The sequence below is a fragment of the Lawsonibacter sp. LCP25S3_E2 genome (assembly GCF_052117285.1).
Lineage (GTDB): Bacteria > Bacillota > Clostridia > Oscillospirales > Oscillospiraceae > Lawsonibacter.
Genome location: NZ_JBQKJL010000001.1, coordinates 361,538 through 381,957, shown reverse-complemented (window position 1 = coordinate 381,957; position 20,420 = coordinate 361,538). Strand labels below are relative to the sequence as shown.

Below are 20,420 nucleotides of genomic sequence, written 5' to 3'. Positions count from 1 at the left end.
AACATGCAGTATACCATGGAACAGTATGAGGCCAGCGCACAGGCCATCCGCAGTCAGTTGGGGGATTTTGTCCCCAAGGTAGCAATGGTGCTGGGTTCCGGCCTGGGCTATCTGGGGGACGAGGTGGAAAACCCCATCGCCATCCCCTACGGAGACATTCCCCACTTTAAGTCCTCCACCGCCCCCGGCCACAAGGGCCGGCTGGTGTTCGGCACCCTGGAGGGCCAGAAGGTGGCGGTGATGCAGGGCCGCATGCACCACTATGAGGGCTATTCCTATGAGGACGTGTCCTATGCGGTGCGGGTGCTGCGCCTGCTGGGGTGCGACACCTTGATCGTCACCAACGCCGCCGGCTGTGTGAACACCCAGTGGGAGGCCGGTGACCTCATGCTCATCACCGACCAAATCAAGCTCTTCTCCGAGTCCCCCCTCCGGGGCGAGAACCTGCCCGCCTTTGGCGAGCGCTTCCCCGATGTGTCCCACCTCTATACCCTGCGTCTGCAGGAGCTGGCCCGCCAGACGGCCAAGGAGATGGGCATCCCCCTGCGGGAGGGCGTCTACTTCTATTGCTACGGCCCCCAGTATGAGACCCCTGCCGAGGTCCGGGCTGCCCGGATTCTGGGCGGCGACGCGGTGGGGATGTCCACCGCCCCCGAGGCCATTGTGGCCGGCCACTGCGGCATGGAGATTTTGGGCCTGACCCTGCTCTCCAACATGGCCGCCGGTATTCTGGACCAGCCCCTTACCGAAAAAGAGGTGCTGGATGCCGCTGAGGCCGCACGGGAGAAATTTTCCGGCCTGGTGCGTGCCTGCCTGAAGAAGCTGTAAGGAGTTTTACTATGTCTGTACTGTTCCAACATGTCACCGTCCTCACCATGGACCCCGCCCAGCCCCTGCTGAAGGACGCCTATGTGGCGGTGGAGGGGACCACCATCGCCTCTGTGGGGACCCAGCGTCCCCAGGGGGAGTTTGACCGGGTGGTGGACGGCAAGGGCCAGGTGCTCATGCCCGGCCTCATCAACTGCCACACCCATGTGCCCATGACCCTCATGCGGGGGTATGGCGGCGGCCATGATCTGCAGCACTGGCTCAGCGACTATATTTTCCCCGCCGAGGCCAAGCTGGATGAGCGGGCAGTGGCCGCCGGGGCGGCCCTGGGCCTGGCGGAGATGATCGCCACAGGCACCACCTGCATTGTGGATATGTATATGAAGACCGGCACCATCGCCCAGCAGGTGATGGACGCCGGCATCAGCGCCAACCTCTCCTGCGGCGGGCTCTACTTTGGTGATCCCAAGGACTTCTCCCCTGACAAGTGCACCGACTGCCGAAACCAGCAGGAGCTTATGCAGCAGTGGCACGGAGCGGGAGATGGCCAGATCCTGGTGGATGCCTCCATCCACGGGGAATACACCTCCAGTGCCCCCCTGTGGCAGTGGACCGCGGACTTTGCCCAGAAGAACAAGCTGGGCATGCATGTGCACATTTCCGAAACCAAGCTGGAGCATGAGCAGAGTCTGGAGCGCCACGGGAAAACGCCCCTGGCCGTTCTGGACCAGTATGGCGTATGGGAGCGGGGCGGCACCGCCGCCCACTGCGTGTGGGTGAGCGACGAGGACATGGCCATCATGGCCCAAAAGCATGTCACTGCCGTGCACAACCCCGTGTCCAACCTGAAGCTGGGCTCCGGCGTGGCGCGGGTGCCCCAGATGCTCAAAGCCGGGGTCAATGTGGCCCTGGGCACCGACGGGGTGTCTTCCAACAACAGCGCCGACCTCTTTGAGGAGATCAAGCTGGCCGCCATGCTTCACAAGGGCGTCAGCCGGGACCCCATGGCCGTCACGGCCCGCCAGGCCCTGGAGATGGCCACGGTGAATGCCGCACGGGCCCTGGGCCGGAACACCGGCGTGGTGGCGCCGGGGAAGGTGGCCGACCTCATCCTGGTGGACTTTAACCGCCCCAACCTGATCCCCTGCCACGATGTGGAGGAAAACCTGGTGTTTGCCGCACGGGGGGGCGATGTGTCCATGAATATGGCACGGGGCAAGATCATATATGAAAAGGGAGAGTTTTTCACCCTGGACCTGGAAAAGATCCGTTCCGAGGTGGAGAACTATGCCCTGCCCCTTATTTTTGGTTGATGTAGGAGGCTTCCTATGGCCCAGCGTAATTCTCCGCCCCGCCGGCTGAGCGGGCAAAAGCAAAACACCTTCTTTGGCGGCGCGGCCATTCTGGCTGTGGGTATTCTGGTGGTCAAGGTTATCGGGATGTTCTATAAAATTCCGCTGACCAACATCATTGGAGAGCAGGGCACTGCGGACTTTACCAACGCCTATAATATTTATACCGTGCTGCTCACCATCTCCACCGCAGGCCTGCCGGTGGCGGTGTCCAAAATGGTGAGTGAAGCCAATGCCCTGGGGCGCCAAAACCAGGTGCGCAAGATTTTCCGCCTGTCTTTGACGGTGTTTTTGACCTTGGGAGGCATCTCCTTCCTCGTTATGTTCTTCCAGGCGGAGATGCTGGCGGGCATGATGAACGACGACAAGGCCGCCATCGGCATCCGGGCGCTGGCCCCGGCGGTGGTGTGTGTGGGCTGCCTGTCTGCCTTCCGGGGCTATGCCCAGGGACACGGAGACATGGCGCCCACCGCCATTTCCCAGATTATCGAGGCCCTGTGCAAGCTGGTGGTGGGTCTGGGTCTGGCCTATTGGCTCATCAAAAGCGGAGCGGGACAGAGCAACGCCGCCGCCGGCGCCATCACCGGCGTCACCGTGGGCACCGTGGTTGCAGTGGTCTACATGGCCCTGCACCATGTGAAAAAGAACCTGGAGGAGCCCCGGCTGTCCAGAGATGAGCCGGAAGCGGCGGGCAGGATTCTTAAGGAGCTGCTCCAGATCGCCATCCCCATCACCCTCAGCTCCTCCATGGTGGGCATTGTGACCGTCATTGATTCCGCTTTGGTCCAGGGACAGGTGCAGAAGGTGCTGCTGGAGGACCCCAGCAGCTGGACCCTGTATGCGGGGGTGGCGGATTTTGCCCCCCTGCAGGATGCCATTGACGCCTGGAAGCAGGCCATGGGCGCGGGGGCACAGGTCACCATGACCACGCTGACAGAGCAGCTGAAGGCCGCCGCAGCGGCCCAGCATCCCAATGCCATCCAGACGGCCGCCCTGGCCGTGGACGAGGTGCTTCAGGACCTGAGCCGCACCCTCTATGGCAACTACTCCGGTGCCATCAACATCTATAACCTGCCCACCTCCCTCATGGCCGCCATCACCGCCTCGGTGATTCCCGCCGTCTCCGGCGGATTGGCCCGCCGTGACCGGAAAGGAGCGGCCCGGATCTCCGGTTCTGCCCTGCGCATTACCGCCCTGCTCTCCTTCCCTATGGGCATCGGCCTGTTTGTGCTGGGCACGCCCATTGTCCGGCTGCTGTTTGCCAGCCTCAATGCGGAGCTGGCCGGTTCTCTGCTGTCCACCCTGGGACTGACGGCCATCTTCTCCTGTGTGACCCTGGTGTGCAACTCGGTGCTCCAGGCCTATGGCTTTGTGATTTTGCCCGTCATCGTCATGGTGCTGGGCGGAATCGTGAAAATTGTCACCAACTATAACCTGGTGGGCACCGCCCAGATCGGCATCTACGGAGCCCCCACGGGCAGCGTACTGTGCTTTGCCCTGTGCCTGATCCTCGACCTGGCGATTATCGCACGGGTCATCCCCCACCGGCCCAAGTTTGGCCCCATTTTCCTAAAACCCTTCCTTGCCTCGGCCATGATGGGTGCGGCGGCCTGGGCGGTGTATGGCCTATTGTACCGGGTGCTGTCCTATGTGCCCGATGGAGAGACCGAGCGGGTCATCACCTGGATGGGCAACGCGATGGCCACCTTAGGCGCCATCGGCGTGGCCATGATCGTGTATGTGGTGCTGGTGGCGGCGCTGCGGGCCGTGTCACGGGAGGACCTGGCCCTGATGCCCAAAGGGGAGAAAATTGCGAAGCTGCTGAGAATTTGACATAAATTTCCACATTATAGGGAAAACTGGGGGAAGTGGAGCCATTTCCCCCTCTTTTCTGTGGAAAATAGAAAAATAGCTTGATAAGGAAGAGGAACTGTGGTAAATTCTCAATGTAACGCCCAGTATCAGATGGATGATTTGCTGGAAATTATGAAGACCCTGCGTGCTCCGGGGGGCTGTCCCTGGGACCGGGAACAGACCCACCAGTCCATCCGGCAGAACATGCTGGAGGAGGCCTATGAGGCTGCCGACGCCATTGACCATGAAGACATGGAGAACCTGAAGGAGGAGCTGGGTGACGTACTGCTCCAGGTGGTGTTTCACGCCCGCATGGCCCAGGAGGCCGGACAGTTCACCTTTGACGATGTGGTGGACGGTGTGTGCCGAAAGCTCGTTTACCGCCACCCCCATGTGTTTGGCGCAGTGGAGGCGGAGGACGCCCAGGGGGCCCTCAGTACCTGGGACGCCCAGAAGCGCCGGGAGAAGGGCCAGCGCACCACCGCCGATGCCATGGACTGCGTGGCCCGAGCCATGCCCGCCCTTATGCGGGCGGAGAAAATCCAGGGAAAAGCCCGGAAGGCGGGCTTTGACTGGGAGGAGGTCTCCCCTGCCCTGGACAAGCTGTCCGAAGAGGTCGGGGAGCTTCGGCAGGCGGTGAGGGAGCACTCCAATGTGGAGGAGGAGCTGGGCGACCTGCTCTTTGCTGCGGTGAAGGTAGGCCGGTTTGCCGGTGTGGACAGTGAGACCGCCCTCCAAAAGGCCTGTGAGAAATTTATCCGGCGGTTCCGCCGGGTGGAGCAGTCCGCAGGCGGACCCTTAACCGGGTTGGATGTGCCTGAGCTGGAACGGCTTTGGCAGAAGGCCAAATGGGAAGAGCGCGCCCAAACGTCAAATGACAACTTAAAAGCCCCCTGATTCCAGGGCTTTAAGTATAGATCAGCGGCAGCCGGGAAAGACTGCCAACATGTACAGGAGGAAAAATGACATGAATAAAACCGAACTGATTGCCGCCGTGGCCGAGAAGGCGGAGCTGTCCAAGAAGGACGCCGAGGCCGCCATTACCGCCGCCATCGAGGCCATTACTGAGGCGCTTCAGAAGGAAGAGAAGGTTCAGCTGGTGGGCTTTGGTTCCTTTGAGGTGAAGAAGCGCGCTGAGCGCATGGGCCGCAACCCCCAGACCAAGGAGGCCATTCCCATTCCTGCCTCCAAGGCTCCGGTGTTCAAGGCCGGCAAGGCTCTGAAGGACGCTGTGTCCAAGTAATCTCCAAGAAAAGCGGGGGACGCTGTGTCACGGCGTCCCCCGCTTATGTTTTAGAATAGGAGCGATCATTGTGCGATTGGATAAATGGCTGAAAGTTTCCCGGCTCATCAAGCGCCGCACCGTGGCCAACGAGGCCTGCGACAACGCCCGTGTCACCGCCAACGGCCGGCCGGTGAAAGCCAGCTATGACGTGAAGGTGGGCGACCAGCTGGAGCTGAAATTCGGTACCAACACCGTCAAGGTGGAGGTGCTGGTGGTGGCCGACAATGTGGGCAAGGCAGACGCGGCGGCCATGTACCGGGAGGTACTCTGAGATGGTCCTGAGGGCGGGATATTGGAAAAAAGGTCTGGCTCTGGTGCTGGCCCTGACCCTGACCCTGTTAGGGGGCTGCCAGCGCCAGCCGGAGAAGCATGACAGGCAGGTCTTCGCCATGGACACCATTATGACCCTGACCGTTTACGGCGACGGATTGACCCAGACAGCGGAAGAGGTGCTGGCAGAGCTGGAGTATGAAGTGAAGTGGCTGGAGGGCTTTTATTCCGCCACCGATCCCCAGGGTGATCTGTACCGCCTGAACGCTGCCAACGGGGAACCAACAGAGGTCAACAACCCCACGGCCAGTCTTTTGCGGGAGGCTATAGAGCTGTGCGCGCTTACCGGCGGGGCCCTGGATATCACCGCCTACCCGGCGGTGGAGGCCTGGGGCTTTATCTCCGGAGACTACCGGGTGCCCGCTGCGGAGGAGCTGGCGGAGCTGGCCCAGAAGATCGACTATACCCGCATCGTCCTGGGGGAGGAAACGGAGAGCGGGCGGTTTGTCTCGCTCCCCGCCGGGATGAAGGCGGAGCTGGGGGCGGTGGCCAAGGGCAAGCTTGCGGATACCCTGGCTGGTATTTTGGCCGCCTGCGACGTCCACACCGCCCTGCTGGACCTGGGCCAGAGCACCATTATGGCCGTGGGCGCCAAGCCCGACGGTTCCCCCTGGCGCATCGCCGTCCAGGACCCGGCGGGAGAGGGCTATCTGGGGGTGATTGAGCTCACCGATCTGGCAGTAGGCACCTCCGGGGGCTACCAGCGGTTTTTTGAGCAGGACGGGGAGACCTATTGGCACATCTTAGACCCGGACACCGCCGCCCCCGCACGCAGTGGCCTCACCTCGGTGACGGTGGTGGGCCCCTCGGGCCTTGTGTGCGACGGGCTGTCCACGGCCCTGTTTGTCATGGGCCTGGAGGAGGGCGCCCAGTTCTGGCGCGACCATCCGGAGCTTGAAATTGAGGTCCTCTTTGTCACCGAGGACGGGACCCTATACGTAACCCCTGGCATGGACGAGCGATTTTCCCTGGCCCAGGGATATGAGGACCGGGAGGTACAGGTGCTGACATGAGCAAAAACGCCAAGATCATTTTGATCCTGCTGCTGGCGGCGGCAGTCCTCTCGGTGGGATATCTTCTGCTGCAAAGGGAGCAGCCTGTCTCCCCGGTGGCCCGGATCACCCTGGACGGGGAGGTGCTGGAGGAGATCCCTCTGGATGAGGTGGAGGAGAGCTACTCCTTTACCGTAGACAGCGAGGGGGGCTGCAATACCATTTTGGTGGAGCCCGGCCGCATCCGGGTGAGCGAGGCGGACTGCCCCGACCAGGTATGCGTCAGCCAGGGGTTTATTTCCGACGGTACCGTCCCGGTGGTGTGCCTGCCCCACAAGCTGATGATCGAGATCGTGGGGGGAGGGAGCGCGTTTGACGCCGCAGCCGGTTAAAGGGGCGGGGCGCATGACCCGCCTGGCCCTGCTCACCGCCATCGCCCTGACCATCTTCATGGTGGAGGCCCAGCTGCCGGTGGTCACCATCGTGCCGGGCATCAAGCTGGGCCTTGCCAACATCGTCACCGTGTACGCCATGTTTACCCTGGGGCCTGGGGATACCCTGATGATGTTGGCGGGACGGGTGTTTCTGGGGGCGGTATTTTCCGGGCAGATGATGACCCTTATTTACTCCGCTGCCGGAGGGTTCCTGAGCTGGTGCGTGCTGCTGGTGCTGCGCAGGATGCTCCAGCGCGGGCAGATCTGGCTGTGCAGCCCGGTGGCCGGAGTATTTCACAATCTGGGGCAGCTGTTGGCCGCGGCGGCAGTGATGAAGACCTGGACAGTGCTGGCCTATCTCCCCTACCTCGTTCTGGCGGGGATCATCGCCGGACTTTTTACCGGCGTGGCCGCCCAGGCCCTCATAAACCGTCTGGAGCGGCTGAAACAGTAGTCGTTGGGAGGAAAACACCATGAAGATTTACGCGCTCATGGAAAACACCCCGTATGAGCCGGCCTTTGCCGCGGAGCACGGTTTGAGCCTCTATCTGGAGACCGACCGGCACAAGATCCTCTTTGACACTGGTGCCTCCGGGGCCTTTGCAGACAACGCAGAGCGGCTGGGGGTGGATCTGTCCCAGGTGGAGCTGGTCATCCTCTCCCACGACCATTACGACCACGGGGGTGGTCTGGGCCGTTTTCTGGAAGTGAATGACCACGCCCCCATCTACCTCAGCGCCCACGCCTTTGGCAAGCGGTATAATGGGGTGGGCAAGTACATCGGGCTTGACCCTGCCCTCCGGGAGAGCGGACGGCTGCGGTTTGTGGAGGATATTCTGGAGCTGGATGACCAGTTATCCCTGTATTCCTGTAATCAGAAGGCCAGAAAATACCCGCTGGATAGTGCGGGACTGACGGAGGAGCAGAACGGAGAGCAAAAGCCCGACCAATTTCTCCATGAGCAGTACCTGATGGTCCGGGAGAAGGGGAAAAAAGTGCTCATCAGCGGCTGCTCCCACAAGGGGATTTTGAACATCATGGACTGGCTGGAGCCCGATGTGCTCATCGGCGGCTTCCACTTTATGAAGCAGGAGGTCACACCCCAGGGCAACTCCGTTCTGGACCAGGCGGCCCACGTGCTCCGGGAGCACAAGACGGACTACTATACCTGCCATTGCACGGGCCAGGAGCCCTTCCAGTACCTGAAAGAGCGCATGGGAGACCAACTTCAGTACCTGGCCTCCGGGCAGGTTATCACAGTATAATCAAGGGAACGAAAAGGGCCGCCGGACAATCCGGCGGCCCTTTGTGCTGCGGGGGGCAGGAAAATATTTTGCTTATCCCAGAGTATGATTCAGCGTGTCCCAGAGAACGGTGCTCCGCCAATTGGAATCAGAGGAGACAAGAATTTCTTCCAGCGGCTGGGTATAGGCGGTACCCTGGGCATCCTGAAAGACCGCGCTGATGGTCAGGGTGTGCCCGGATGGGAAGGAAAGATAGGTGTATCCGGTGTAAATGGTCCCTTCCAACACCTCCAGAGGAAGGGTGTGGACCTGGCCGTCTCCGTCCAGCAGCTGGAGGGAGACCTCCATCCCCTCCACCTGCCGGGCCATGGTGAGATAGAAGATGTAGTCAATGTGGGTTTGATCTCCCCACACACTCACGTCCAGATCAAAGTCGGCCACCAGGGGCTGCTCTGGGTCCAGGGCGTTCTGCTCCGCCGCCAGCTGCTGCTCTACCCCGCCCAGCCGCCAGCCCAGATAGGCGGTAGTACCCAGAGACAGGAGGGTCAGCAGGGCCAGGATGATGACCCCCACACGCCACAGGCGGGGCAGGGCCAGTACGATCTTGGGTTCCGGCCCGGCGTCCCCGGTCTCTACCTGGAGCAGGTCATTGAGGGACACCCCAAAAAGCTTGCCCATGGCGATGAGCTTGTCCACCTCGGGGACGGCTCCGTCCATCTCCCAGCGGGAGATGGCCTGGCGGGAGACCCCCAGCTTCTCCCCCAGGGCCTCCTGAGAGAGGTTCTGCTGCTTTCGTAATTCTTGAATCCGCTGGCCCAGGGTCATCTAAGACACCTCCTGTGTGGAATCTTGGAAGGAAGGATATGTGCTGCTGTGGGAAAGGGCCCCACTGCGGCGGTTTTTTCTGCGGTCAGGAAAGTTCCAGCTGGCAGCCGGGAACCTGTCTGGCCACGGAAAGGGGAAGATCAGCAACGCAAGGAACGTATTGCTCCTGAATGGAGAGGGTGCTGACGGTAAAGTTGTTTCCCCGCTGGGCATCGGTCCCAATGGTGAGGAAATTCTCGATGGTGGCGGTGCGTCCGGTGCCGGTCTCCCGCAGCTCGATGGCGGCCACCGTTACTACCTCCCCGCCGTAGTCGGGCAGAGTCAGCGTGGCACGGCTGTCCCCGAACAGGGGCGTTTTCACAGGCAGATATTCGATCCGCTCCCACTGGCGCTTGTCCTTGGGCACCTCGGTGCCGTCGGGATATTCCCCCCAGGGGTCATAGCCCTCGATTTTGGTCTCCAGACCGGTGACCTTCCACCCCTTCAGTCCCTCGGCCAGCTGGAAGGAAAACCGAATGGTCAAATCCTCGCTGCCTCTGGCCTGGGGAAAGCCCATGGAGATGTGGCCAAAGGAGACATCCCAGTCCTGGAACAGACGACGGCCGTCACAGGGGACGTATGGCTCAGAGGCGGCGGAAACTGCAATCTGACGGCGAAGGGACTGGTTTTCCTGCCACAGAAGGAGGGAAGGAAGGGCGCAGAGAAGCAAAATTACCATCAAACCAGCCGCGAAAACCAGCTTTCGCCGGGGCCATTGCCTGACCTGCGGCCGGGCGGGCTTGCTGAGCCCCAGCAGCTCGTCCAGGGAAACGCCAAAGAGCTTGCTCATGGCAATGAGCTTGTCCACCTCGGGGACGGCCCCGTCCATCTCCCACCGGGAGATGGCCTGGCGGGAGACCCCCAGCTTCTCCCCCAGGGCCTCTTGGGAGAGGTTATGCTGTTTTCTTAGTTCCTGAATCCGCTGGCCCAGGGTCATGGCGGCCACCTCCTTTGGTTTGGTGTTTCCAGTATAAGGGAAAGGGACGGAAAGTGGCTACCATCCGTCCCTTACAGCTTGTCAATCTGTGGTTGCACCCCCTGTCCCGCAAGGGATTGGGGGGTTATTTTAATTCCATGAGAACGCCCGACTGAGGAGGCACCGTCAGAGAGAAACCGCTCTCCTCCATCTCCACATTGGCCCGGCCCAGGATGGCCTCGGGTTTTCCCTCCCCCTCCAGGAACATGGCCTGGGGAGTTTCGCTGGCGTTAAAGGCGCACAGCAGGCGCTGCTTCCCCTCCCGGCGGACAAAGGCCAGCAGGGGCCCCTTGCCGTAGACGTAGCGGATGGAGCCCCGGCGCAGGGCCTGGTACTTTTTCCGCACCTGGCCCAGAGCCCGGTACCAGTCCATCAGCTCCCGGTCCTCATGGCCCCAGGGGTAGGTCTGGCGGTTGAAGGGGTCCTCAAAGCCCTCCATACCCGCCTCATCTCCGTAGTAGATGGTGGGGGAACCGGGGAAGCAGAACAGCAGCAGACTGGCCGCCCGCAGCAGGTCCTTGCCCCGGCGGCGCTGCTTGGGAGAGAGACGGAAGTTGGCCCGCCACTCCTTGGACTGGTCCCGGTACTCCCCGCCCGCCCCCATGAGGGTGAGGAAACGGGGGGTGTCATGGGTGTCCAGAGAGTTCATGGCGGAGTAGAAGGCAAAGGCCGGGTAATTTTCCCGGATGGTCTCCATGCTCTCCACAAAGTGCTCCCCTCCCCCGCCGGTGAAGAAGGCCAGAATGGCGCTGCGCAGGGGGTAGTTCATCAGTCCGTCACAGTGGCCGCCCAGAATGTGCTTGCGGCGCACTCCATAAGCAATTTTGGTGGAGCCGTCTTCCCACACCTCGCCGATGACCACAGCGTCGGGCTTCTCCTCCCGTGCGGCCTGGTGGATGCCGTGGACAAAGTCGTCGGGCAGCTCGTCGGCTACGTCCAGCCGCCAGCCGTCCGCTCCTGCCCGGAGCCACCGGCGCACCACACTGTCCGGTCCGGCAAAGATGAAATTGCGGTAGTCGGGATTGCTCTCGTTGACGGCGGGCAGGGAGTAGATGCCCCACCAGCTCTCATACTTCTTGGGCCACTGGATGAAGTTGAACCAAGGGCGGTAGGGAGAGTCCCAGCTCTGGCTGGCGCCTACATCGGGATAGAAGCCGTCGCCGTTAAAGTAGCGGCTCACAAAGCCCGTGTGGTTGAACACCCCGTCCAGCATGACCCGCATGCCCCGCTTGTGGGCCTCCTGGCACAGGTGGGAAAAGTCCTCGTTGGTGCCCAGCATGGGGTCCACCCGGCTGTAGTCAGCGGTGCCGTAGCGGTGGTTTTCCGCCGCCTCAAAGATGGGGTTGAAGTACAGCGTCTCTACCCCCAGGTTTTTCAGATAGTCCAGCTGTTCCATCACACCCTTAAAATCACCGCCGAAGAAGTCCCGGTTGCGCACCTCTCCCTTGTGGTCGGGGCGGTATTCGGGGGACTCCTCCCAGTTTTGGTGGACGGTGCGGCCTCCCACCAGGCCGGTGGGGTCGGGGATACGGCTGCGGCGGAAGCGGTCGGGGAAAATCTGATAAGTGACGCCCTCTCCAAACCAGGTGGGGACAGCCTGGGAACCGTCGTACACGGTGAGCTGATAAGGGCCCAGCTCCTGCTTGCGCCCGTCCAGACGCTCCAGCTTAAAGGAGTACCACACCAGGCCCACATAGTCCTGGGTGTCCAGCTGGGTGGAAAAGACGTCCTGACTCAGCTCAAAGCCCTGCCAGGGCATGGGGATGGTCACCGTTTTGTTGTCCCAGCTTTCAAACCGGGCCGTGAGAGCGGCATGGGAAAACCCCTCGGCACGGGGCGGGCGGAGAGAAAAGCGAACCGCGGTCCCGGAGGACACGGCCCCGTAGGGGCTTTTATAGCGCTCATCCCGAGAATTGTAGGTAGGTTGATAGGTCAAAGAGATCACTCCAAATAGTTTGGAATCGGAAAAAGGGAGCTGGCCGCTCAGTGATATTTGTAGCTCCCACCGCCGATAAATTCCCGCAGCAGGGAGTCTTTGGCCACCAGGGCGGGGTCGATGGCCTCAAAATACTGGAACGCGTCCACCAGCTGAAGCATCTCGTCATGGCGCTCGTTGTCCTCGGGAACGCTGCGGAGAATGGGGACGGCGTAGTTTTTCATCACCGACACCTCATAGGGCAGAGAGGAGTCAAAGATAATATCCGCCCGGTTTTTGAAGGGGGAGATATAGAGCTTCTCTCCCCGGCGGACGTTGGCCCACATGTCCAGGGTCTCGGCCACCTCGGTGCCCCGGAAGCTATAGTCCCGTACGGCCCGGCGGGTCAGGCGCATCCAGGTGCCTTTAAAGCGGAGGATGGCCCCCTCGTTGACGTTGGAGCGGGCGGAAATATAAAGCTTGGTGGCCTCCGGGTGGCGGCCGGCAATGTCGTCGTTCAGGGCGTGGATGCCCTCAAAAATAACGATCTCGTTTTTTTCCAGCTTCATGGGCGTGCCCAGCGAGTCGTTTCGCATCTGGCGGGCAAACTCAAATTTGGGGATGATGATCTCCTCCCCACGGGACAGAGCGGAAAAGTGCTGGTCCAGCAGCTCCATATCCATGCACAGGGGGGACTCGTAGTCGATGTCGCCCTCGGGCGTGCGGGGCGCGGTCTTTCGGTTGAGGGTTTTGAAGTAGTTGTCCATGGCCACCGCACGGGAGCCCACGCCCCGGCGCTGGAGCTCCTCCGCGATTTTCATAGCCGTGGTGGTCTTTCCCGAACCAGAAGGGCCGGACAGCAGCACAATGGGGCTTTTGTCCAGATTGGACAGAATTTTGTCCGCGGCCAGGGAGACCCGCTGGTGATAGGCCTGGTCGCATTCGGCCAGAAATTCCGTTACATCGCTCTGAATCCGTTTGTTGATTTCCTGCAGTTGGTAAGCCATAGGCGCTCCTTTCCGATCTGCCGCCCCATCAGGGAGCAAAAAAGGCGGCAATTTCCCCCCGCTGCTGTGCCAGCTTTTCCCGTGCGGACAGATAGTCGTGGGGGTATTTTGGGTTGGTAAGGCGGAGAATTTTCCCGCTGTTTGGCTCGATGAGCTTGGTCACGCCGCCCCCGCCCAGGGAGATGACGGTGTGCAGCTCTTCCATCATCACAATGTTATAAAGGCTCTCCGTGCCCGGCACGGCCCAGCCCACATTTTCCAGAGAGCCGGACATATACTTCTGCCGGTAGAGGTAATAGGGCAGATAGCCCGCGGCGGACAGCTTCTCCCGTGAGAAGTCCAGCATATGGGCGGTCTCCTCCCCCGAGGGCAGCGCCCCGCCCCGCTCCATCAAGGTGGAGCCCTTCTTCAGGGCCAGGGTGTGGACGGTGATGTTTTCCGGGCAGAGGGCCATGACCCCCTCCAGAGAGCGGCAAAAGCCCTCAAAGCTGTCTCGGGGCAGTCCGGCGATCAGGTCCATGTTGATGGAGGCAAAGCCCACCTTTCTGGCCGTGGCGTAGGCCTCCAGAATATCCTGGGCGGTGTGTCGGCGGCCAATGGCCTGGAGAACGGGCTCCTCCAGGGTCTGGGGGTTAATGGAGATACGGCCGATGCCCTGCTCCTTCAGCACCTGCAGCTTTTCCCAGGTAATGGTGTCCGGCCGTCCCGCCTCCACGGTGTATTCTGTGCAGCCCTCCAGGGGCAAAACCCGGCGGCAGCGGCCCAGCAGGCCCTCCAGCTGTTCCGGAGACAGGGTGGTGGGAGTGCCGCCGCCCATGTAAAAGGAGCGCACGGAAAGGCCCAGCTCCCGGAGAAGCTGGCCCATGGCATCGATTTCCTCCTCCAGAGCCTCCACATAGGGGTCTACCAGCTTCAGGGTCCGGCCCACATCGGCGGAGACGAAGGAACAGTAGGCGCACCGGGTGGGACAGAAGGGGATGCCGATGTAGAGGGATACCTCCCTCTCCCGAAGGGAGCGCTGGACGGCCAGACTGGCCTTGGCGCAGTCCACCGCCAGCCGGGCGCGCTGGGGCGACACCCGGTACTCCCGCTCCAGCTGCTCCTGGGCCTGGGCCGGGGAGGCCCCGGCGGCCATGGAGCGGGTGGGCAGCTTCACTGGGCGCACCCCGGTGAGGGCCCCCCAGGGGGGCTCCTGCCCCAGCAGCGTGACCCCCGCCTGGTAAAAGGCCAGCTTCAAGGCATGCTGAAGGGTGTGGTAGACCGCCTCAGGGGGCTGCTTCAGTTCATGGGCAGGAAAGCGGGACTGGCCCTGGGCCTGGGCGCCGTTTCGTTGGACCGAAGCCCGCAGCACCCCCTCCTCCCCATCCAGAGACAGGGAGAAGCAGGCAAAGGGCTCCTCTTCCAGGGTATGGGGCGGCTGGGCCGGGTATTCCGGCTTTTCTCCAGGGAAAAGGGTGAGCATCATCTGCTCGGCGGCGTAATGATACCGCTCCGGCTGCCAAAGAGCGGCATCCGTGTAAAAATAGAGCTTCAACGGGACATAGCCTCCCGCATATAGGGGTTAAACCGGCGCTCCTGATCCAGAGTGGAGGTGCCCCCATGGCCGGGCAGCACGTGGAAGTTGCCCTCCAGCCCGCCCAGGCGCTTCAGGGAGGAGAGGATCTCCTCATAGCTGCCTCCGGCCAGATCGGTGCGGCCGCAGTCGCCGGCAAAGAGGGTGTCCCCGGTAAAGAGCACGTCTGCCGCCTTCAAAGTGACCGAACCCTTGGAGTGGCCGGGGGTGTGCAGGACCTCAATGGTCAGGCTGCCCAGAGGAAGGGTGTCTCCCTCGTCATAGGTGAGCAGGCCCTCCACCTGTCCGGCCAGGGGGAACAGGCGGCTGCCTGCCCCGTTGGCGTCGGCCTGGTGGATGTAGATCTTGGCCTGGGGCCAGGCCTCGTGGAGCTGGGGCACGGCGGTGGTATGGTCATAGTGGCCGTGGGTCAGCAGGATATACTCCACCTGGGCATCTTCCTTTTCCATGACGGACAAAATCCGCTCGGCCTCGTCTCCGGGATCAATGACGGCGGCCACATGGGCCTGCTCGTCTTCCAGAATGTAGCAGTTGGTGCCGATGGGGCCCACCTGCATGACGTTTACTTTCATGGGCAATCCCTCCTACTGTTCGGTATCATATAAAATGGTCACCGGGCCGTCGTTTACCGAGGCAACCTTCATGTCTGCGCCAAACCGGCCGTGTTCCACAGAAAAGCCCCGCTGGCGGCACTGGTCCATAAACCGCTCGTAGAGAGGGATGGCCAGGTCGGGCTTGGCGGCCTTGGAAAAGCCGGGGCGGCGGGAGGAGGTGTCGGCATAGAGGGTAAACTGGCTGATGACCAGCATGGAACCGCCCACCTGCTCCAGACTTAAATTCATTTTACCCTGTTCATCCTCAAAAACCCGCAGATTGCAGATTTTTTCGGCCAGCTTGTCGCATACGGCCTCGGTGTCGTTGGGGCCTACTCCAAGCAAAATAAGGTAGCCCTGTTCAATGGCCCCCTCTACCTTCCCGTCGATGGTGACGCTGGCGGAGGAGACACGGGTGACGACTGCACGCATAGAGTTTCTCCTTGTTTCGTTACTTGCCAGAGGCTCTGGCCACATGGTAGACCCCCTGGATGTTGTTGAGCTTGTTGATAACGGTGGCCAGCTCGTCCTTGTCCTTGACCTCCAGCACCATGTTCACAATGGCATGGCCGTCGGGCATGGAGCGGGCGGACAGGGCGTTGACCTTTACCTTCGCGGTGGACAGGGCCATAGCCACGTCCAGGGTCAGACCGTCCCGGTCCTTGGAGGACAGCTCCAGAGCGGTCTTGTAGTTGGGCAGCTTGCTGTCCACCCAGGATACCTTCACCCAGCGGTCGGCTTCCTCGGGCTTTCGCTTGTCCGGGGCGGCGTTGGGACAGTCGGAGCGGTGGACGGATACGCCGTAGCCACGGGTGATAAAGCCCACCACCGGGTCGCCGGGGACGGGGGTACAGCACTTGGCAAACTTCACCAGGCAGTTGCCCAGCCCCTCCACGACGATACCCGAGTCGGACTTCACTGCAGTACCGGCCGCAGCCACAGGGACGCCCGCGGCGGTGCCGGGAACGATCACGCTCTCTGCAGTGGTTTTGGATGCGGCGGCGGCCTTTTCCGCCTGGAGCCGGCCCAGGCGGAGCATCTCGTCCCGCACACGGGCCACTGCCTTGGCGGCGGTGGTGCCCCCGTAGCCGATGGAGGCGTACAGCTCATCCAATGTGCCGCAGCGCACTTTATGAAGAATGTGGGGCAGGACCTCGTCGGCGGTGACGGCGGCCAGGGAGAGCTTGGCGTGTTTGAGCTCCGACTCAAAGGCGGCCCGGCCGGTGGCGATGTTCTCCTCCCGGCGCTCCTTTTTAAACCACTGGCGGATCTTGTTGCGGGCCTCGTTGGATTTACACAGCTTCAGCCAGTCCCGGCTGGGGCCCTTGGCGGACTTGGAGGTGAGCACCTCCACAATGTCGCCGTTTTTCAAAACCGTTTCATAGGGGACCATGCGCCCGTTGACACGGGCGCCCACCATGCTGTTGCCCACAGCAGAGTGGATGTTATAGGCAAAGTCGATGGGGGTGGCGCCGGCGGGGAGATTGACCACGTCGCCGTTGGGGGTAAAGACAAACACCTCGTCGGCAAACAGGTCCACCTTCATGGTGGAGACAAACTCCTCCGCGTCGGTGTCCTGCTGGCTTTCCAGAAGCTTGCGGACCCATTCAAATTCCTGCTCGGTGCCCAGGTTCTTGTTGGCCATGCCCTGCTTGTACTTCCAGTGGGCGGCCACGCCGTACTCGGCGGTCTGGTGCATCTCCCAGGTGCGGATCTGCACCTCAAAGGGGATGCCCTCCCGGCCGATGACGGTGGTGTGGAGGGACTGGTACATGTTGGGCTTGGGGGTGCCGATATAGTCCTTGAACCGGCCCAGCACCGGCTTGAACATATCGTGGATACAGCCCAGGACGTTATAGCACTCGGGGATGTCGTCCACAATAACCCGGAAAGCGTAAAGGTCGAAAATCTCATCCAGGGTCTTGTTCTGGGCGTACATTTTCCGGTAAATGGAGTAGATGTGCTTCACCCGGCCGTAGACGGTGCAGTGGATGCCCTCCTGGCTCAGGCGCTGCTGGATACGGTGCTGGATCCCCGCCAGAAATTCCTCGTGGGCGGCGGAGCGCTCGGCCAGCTGGTCCTCGATCTCCTTATAGCCGATGGGGTCCAGATACCGCAGGGACAGGTCCTCCAGCTCCCACTTCACCCGCTGCATACCTAAGCGGTGGGCAATGGGGGCGTAGATCTCCATAGTCTCCAGACTTTTCTCCCGCTGCTTTTTAGGGGACTGGTACTCCATGGTGCGCATATTGTGCAGCCGGTCGCACACCTTGATGAGGATGACCCGGATGTCACGGCTCATGGCAATGAGCATCTTGCGCAGATTTTCCATCTGCTCCTCTTCTTTGGTGACATACTGCACCCTGGTCAGCTTGGTGACCCCTTCCACCAGCTCGGCCACCGTGGGTCCAAACTTTTTGGCGATCTCCTCGTGGGTGGAGGCAGTGTCCTCGATGCAGTCGTGGAGCAGGGCGGCAATGACGCTGTCCACGTCCAGCTCCAGGTCGGCCACGATCTCCGCCACGGCGATGGGGTGGATGATATAGGGCTCGCCGCTTTTGCGCAGCTGGCCGTGGTGGGAGGCATCGGCGTAGGTAAAGGCGTCAAACAGCCGCTTGGTATCCAAATTGGGTGTATAGGTGGAAACCTTTCGTTCCAGGGCATGATAGCTCTCCAGAATGGGATCCATAAAATCACCTCGGTTGAGTTAGGAAAGTGGGGCGTCTGGGTGGGAGCCGCACTCCAGAATGCTCCGCAGACGCTTCAGAAGAGCAGAATCTTCCAAATCCACCTTGCGCTCTACCGGGCGCAGGGTGATTTGAAGGCGGTCGGTGCGGTGGGTCAGGTAAATGAGGCCGCGCTCCTCCATCACCTTCAGGCACAGCATGGTGCGGGCGGGTACCTCCCGCTGCCGGCTGGACCGGGAGACGGCACGGGCAATACGTACGGGAGTGTCCTCCACCACGCTGCCCGCGGCAGACTGGCGCTCCAGCCACCGCCACAGCCAGACAAAATCCTCCCGGCTGGGGAGCAGTACCTGAGCCTCCTGAACGGAGAGGACCTCTCCCCGGACAAATTTTTCATAGATCGCGCGCTCCAGCTGGGCACGGGAGGGAACCACCCGCAGGTCGACCACCTGGAGCTGAAGGTCCCGCCGCCCCCGGAACTCATTGATCTGAGGGTAAAAGACCAGGTCCACCCGGCAGCCGGGATAGAGCCCGGTCTCCTCCGCGTCGGCAGAAAACCAGATGGCGTCCAGGCTGACGCCCCTGGCCTCCAGGCGCATTTTCAGGTGCCGTCCCCGGCCCACCTGAGACAGGGTGTGCACCTGGGCCCCCTGCAGGAGCAAAATGGGGCGGGGGTTGCCGGTACCGCAGGGCTCCAGCCGGTCCAGGGCCTCCACCGCCTCCACCGAAAGCATCTGGGGCTGGACGGCCATATCCACTTCCAGCACCGAGGGCAGCTCCGCCCCCTGGCAATTCTGGGCCAGAGTCTGACGAAGAGCCTGGGCCAGAGCGGGAATATTTTCCTCCCGCACGGTAAAGCCGGCGGCCAGGGCGTGCCCGCCGAAGTTCTCCAGCAGGTGGGAGCAGGAGGAGAGCAGCTCGAAGAGATTGACGCCCCCCCAAGAGCGGCAGGAGCCCTTGCCCATGCCCTGGTCCAGACAAATCATAAAGCAGGGACAGGCGTATTTTTCCGCCAAACGGGAGGCCACAATGCCCACCACGCCCTGATGCCACTGGCTTCCGGCCAGGAGGATGGCCCCCTGCTGGGGGGCGTCGGTGAGGTGGCGGACGCACTGGTGAAAAATTTCGCCCTCCAGGCCCTGGCGCTCCCGGTTCAGCTCGCACAGCTCCATGGCCAGCTCGTCGGCCCGAACGGGGTCCTGGGTGAGCAGCAGCTCCACCGCCACCTCCGCCCGGCCGAGGCGGCCGGAGGCGTTGATGCGGGGAGCCAGGGTATATCCTACGGAGACGGAGGTAATGTCTTTATCCTCCAGTCCAACACACCGCAGCAGGCTGGCCAGACCCACCCGCCGGGGAGGATTGAGCCGGGACAGCCCCAGGCTGACGATAGCCCGGTTCTCTCCTTCCATGGGCATAACGTCGGCTACGGTGCCGATGGCGGCCAGGTCACAATATTCTTCCAGAACTGCGCCGGCCTGCTCCGGGCCGGCCACGGCCATGGCCAGCTTCAGGGCCACGCCCACACCGGCAAGTCCCTTAAAGGGGTAGGGGCAGTCCGGGCGGTGGGGATCCACTACCGCGGCGGCGGCGGGCAGGGCGTCTTTGCAGGTATGGTGGTCGGTGATGACCACCTCCATCCCAAGACGGTTGGCAAGCTCCGTCTCCTCCACGGCGGTGATGCCGCAGTCCACGGTGAGAATGAGATTTACTCCCTGTTGGGCCAGGGTCTGCACGGCCTCCAGATTAAGGCCATATCCCTCCTCTAACCGGCAGGGGATATAAGCAAGCACCTTTCCGCCCCGTTCCTGCAGGAACCGGGTCAGCAGACAGGTGGAGGTGATCCCATCCACATCATAATCGCCGTAAACGGCGATCACCTCGCCGCGCTCCAAGGCCAGGCGCACACGGGCGGCCGCCCGGTCCATATCCTTCATCTGATGTGGGGAGAGGATGGGTTCTTTGGCAGGAGATAAAAGCTGCCGGACCTGTTCCGGATCGGCGATCCCTCTGGCGGACAGGATGGCGGCCAAGAGGGAAGGCACTCCCGCCGCCTCCAAAGCAGATTGATCTTCAGGACAGGGAGCGGCCACCTGCCAGTGTTTGTATTTCATTTGGTGGACACCCCCAGTCAGTCTTACCCGCAAAAAGGTAGGTACAATACGGCATATTAACTTTTTTATTATAGCATAGAGGACAGAAAACCTTCAAGATAAAATCCAGGGGCGCTTTTCTTTTTTCGGCCGAAGGAGGCTTGTGAAAAAAGAATAAAATAATTTCGGCGAAAATTCTGGAAAAATTACGGTTTCAGACGGCCGGGGCGAAAAACAGAAAAAGACAGAAATCCAAAAATTACCAGAAATAGCTGGGGAAAAGATCAAATAAAATGGGAAAAACAGGCGGTTTTTGTCTACTTTGTGCAGGAAAATGTAGCAAGCTAAATGACAGAAAACTTTCATAAACTAATTCAACCTAGCAATGGAAAGCTA

General features: G+C 61.4%; 19 protein-coding genes. 10 read left to right on the top strand and 9 right to left on the bottom strand.

Annotation, left to right across the window (positions count from 1 at the left end; translation table 11 throughout):
* Positions 1 to 3: 3 nt before the first annotated feature.
* From ACTQ3R_RS01990 to ACTQ3R_RS01945, 10 genes are all read left to right on the top strand, one after another.
* Positions 4 to 828: a purine-nucleoside phosphorylase gene (locus ACTQ3R_RS01990; RefSeq protein ID WP_441777369.1), complete on the top strand. Its 825-nt coding sequence runs from the start codon at positions 4 to 6 to the stop codon at positions 826 to 828.
* Positions 829 to 839: 11 nt separating this feature from the next.
* Positions 840 to 2,141: an amidohydrolase family protein gene (locus ACTQ3R_RS01985; RefSeq protein WP_441777370.1), complete on the top strand. Its 1,302-nt coding sequence runs from the start codon at positions 840 to 842 to the stop codon at positions 2,139 to 2,141.
* Positions 2,142 to 2,156: 15 nt separating this feature from the next.
* Positions 2,157 to 4,013, top strand: coding sequence for a putative polysaccharide biosynthesis protein (locus ACTQ3R_RS01980; RefSeq protein WP_441777371.1), 1,857 nt, complete (start codon positions 2,157 to 2,159; stop codon positions 4,011 to 4,013).
* A 99-nt stretch (positions 4,014 to 4,112) separates the two neighbouring features.
* On the top strand, positions 4,113 to 4,931 hold the full coding sequence (mazG, locus tag ACTQ3R_RS01975; RefSeq protein ID WP_441777372.1) for a nucleoside triphosphate pyrophosphohydrolase: 819 nt from the start codon (positions 4,113 to 4,115) through the stop codon (positions 4,929 to 4,931).
* A 49-nt stretch (positions 4,932 to 4,980) separates the two neighbouring features.
* Entirely contained in the window at positions 4,981 to 5,277 is a 297-nt protein-coding gene (locus ACTQ3R_RS01970; RefSeq protein WP_441777373.1) for an HU family DNA-binding protein, read from the top strand.
* 70 nt (positions 5,278 to 5,347) lie between these two features.
* On the top strand, positions 5,348 to 5,590 hold the full coding sequence (locus ACTQ3R_RS01965) for an RNA-binding S4 domain-containing protein (protein WP_441777374.1): 243 nt from the start codon (positions 5,348 to 5,350) through the stop codon (positions 5,588 to 5,590).
* A 1-nt stretch (position 5,591) separates the two neighbouring features.
* Entirely contained in the window at positions 5,592 to 6,662 is a 1,071-nt protein-coding gene (locus ACTQ3R_RS01960; protein WP_441777375.1) for an FAD:protein FMN transferase, read from the top strand.
* Positions 6,659 to 7,033, top strand: coding sequence for a NusG domain II-containing protein (locus tag ACTQ3R_RS01955; RefSeq protein ID WP_441777376.1), 375 nt, complete (start codon positions 6,659 to 6,661; stop codon positions 7,031 to 7,033). The genes ACTQ3R_RS01960 and ACTQ3R_RS01955 overlap by 4 nt, the downstream gene beginning before the upstream one ends.
* The gene (locus ACTQ3R_RS01950) at positions 7,014 to 7,529 is read left to right on the top strand and encodes a Gx transporter family protein (RefSeq protein ID WP_441777377.1); all 516 of its coding nucleotides are present in this window, start codon (positions 7,014 to 7,016) and stop codon (positions 7,527 to 7,529) included. Before ACTQ3R_RS01955 ends, ACTQ3R_RS01950 begins: the two co-directional genes overlap by 20 nt.
* Before the next feature lie 19 nt (positions 7,530 to 7,548).
* Complete coding sequence (locus tag ACTQ3R_RS01945; RefSeq protein ID WP_441777378.1) at positions 7,549 to 8,340, top strand: MBL fold metallo-hydrolase; 792 nt, start codon at positions 7,549 to 7,551, stop codon at positions 8,338 to 8,340.
* Between the two features lie 72 nt (positions 8,341 to 8,412).
* Here the strand turns inward: ACTQ3R_RS01945 and ACTQ3R_RS01940 are convergent, their stop codons facing one another.
* From ACTQ3R_RS01940 to recJ, 9 genes are all read right to left on the bottom strand, one after another.
* On the bottom strand, positions 8,413 to 9,144 hold the full coding sequence (locus ACTQ3R_RS01940) for a helix-turn-helix transcriptional regulator (protein WP_441777379.1): 732 nt from the start codon (positions 9,142 to 9,144) through the stop codon (positions 8,413 to 8,415).
* 85 nt (positions 9,145 to 9,229) lie between these two features.
* On the bottom strand, positions 9,230 to 10,120 hold the full coding sequence (locus ACTQ3R_RS01935) for a helix-turn-helix transcriptional regulator (protein ID WP_441777380.1): 891 nt from the start codon (positions 10,118 to 10,120) through the stop codon (positions 9,230 to 9,232).
* Between the two features lie 124 nt (positions 10,121 to 10,244).
* Positions 10,245 to 12,095: a glycoside hydrolase family 13 protein gene (locus tag ACTQ3R_RS01930; protein ID WP_441777381.1), complete on the bottom strand. Its 1,851-nt coding sequence runs from the start codon at positions 12,093 to 12,095 to the stop codon at positions 10,245 to 10,247.
* A gap of 47 nt (positions 12,096 to 12,142) precedes the next feature.
* A complete protein-coding gene (locus tag ACTQ3R_RS01925) occupies positions 12,143 to 13,081 on the bottom strand; it encodes an adenylyl-sulfate kinase (RefSeq protein ID WP_441777382.1) in 939 nt (312 codons plus the stop codon).
* Positions 13,082 to 13,109: 28 nt separating this feature from the next.
* On the bottom strand, positions 13,110 to 14,615 hold the full coding sequence (gene hemZ, locus ACTQ3R_RS01920; RefSeq protein ID WP_441777383.1) for a coproporphyrinogen dehydrogenase HemZ: 1,506 nt from the start codon (positions 14,613 to 14,615) through the stop codon (positions 13,110 to 13,112).
* Positions 14,612 to 15,226, bottom strand: coding sequence for an MBL fold metallo-hydrolase (locus ACTQ3R_RS01915; RefSeq protein WP_441777384.1), 615 nt, complete (start codon positions 15,224 to 15,226; stop codon positions 14,612 to 14,614). The genes hemZ and ACTQ3R_RS01915 overlap by 4 nt, the downstream gene beginning before the upstream one ends.
* 12 nt (positions 15,227 to 15,238) lie before the next feature.
* Positions 15,239 to 15,679, bottom strand: coding sequence for a D-aminoacyl-tRNA deacylase (dtd, locus tag ACTQ3R_RS01910; protein ID WP_441777385.1), 441 nt, complete (start codon positions 15,677 to 15,679; stop codon positions 15,239 to 15,241).
* Between the two features lie 19 nt (positions 15,680 to 15,698).
* On the bottom strand, positions 15,699 to 17,936 hold the full coding sequence (locus ACTQ3R_RS01905) for a RelA/SpoT family protein (protein ID WP_441777386.1): 2,238 nt from the start codon (positions 17,934 to 17,936) through the stop codon (positions 15,699 to 15,701).
* 18 nt (positions 17,937 to 17,954) lie between these two features.
* Positions 17,955 to 20,045 (bottom strand): single-stranded-DNA-specific exonuclease RecJ, encoded by a 2,091-nt coding sequence (recJ, locus tag ACTQ3R_RS01900; RefSeq protein ID WP_441777387.1) that lies wholly within the window; start codon positions 20,043 to 20,045, stop codon positions 17,955 to 17,957.
* Positions 20,046 to 20,420 lie beyond the last annotated feature (375 nt).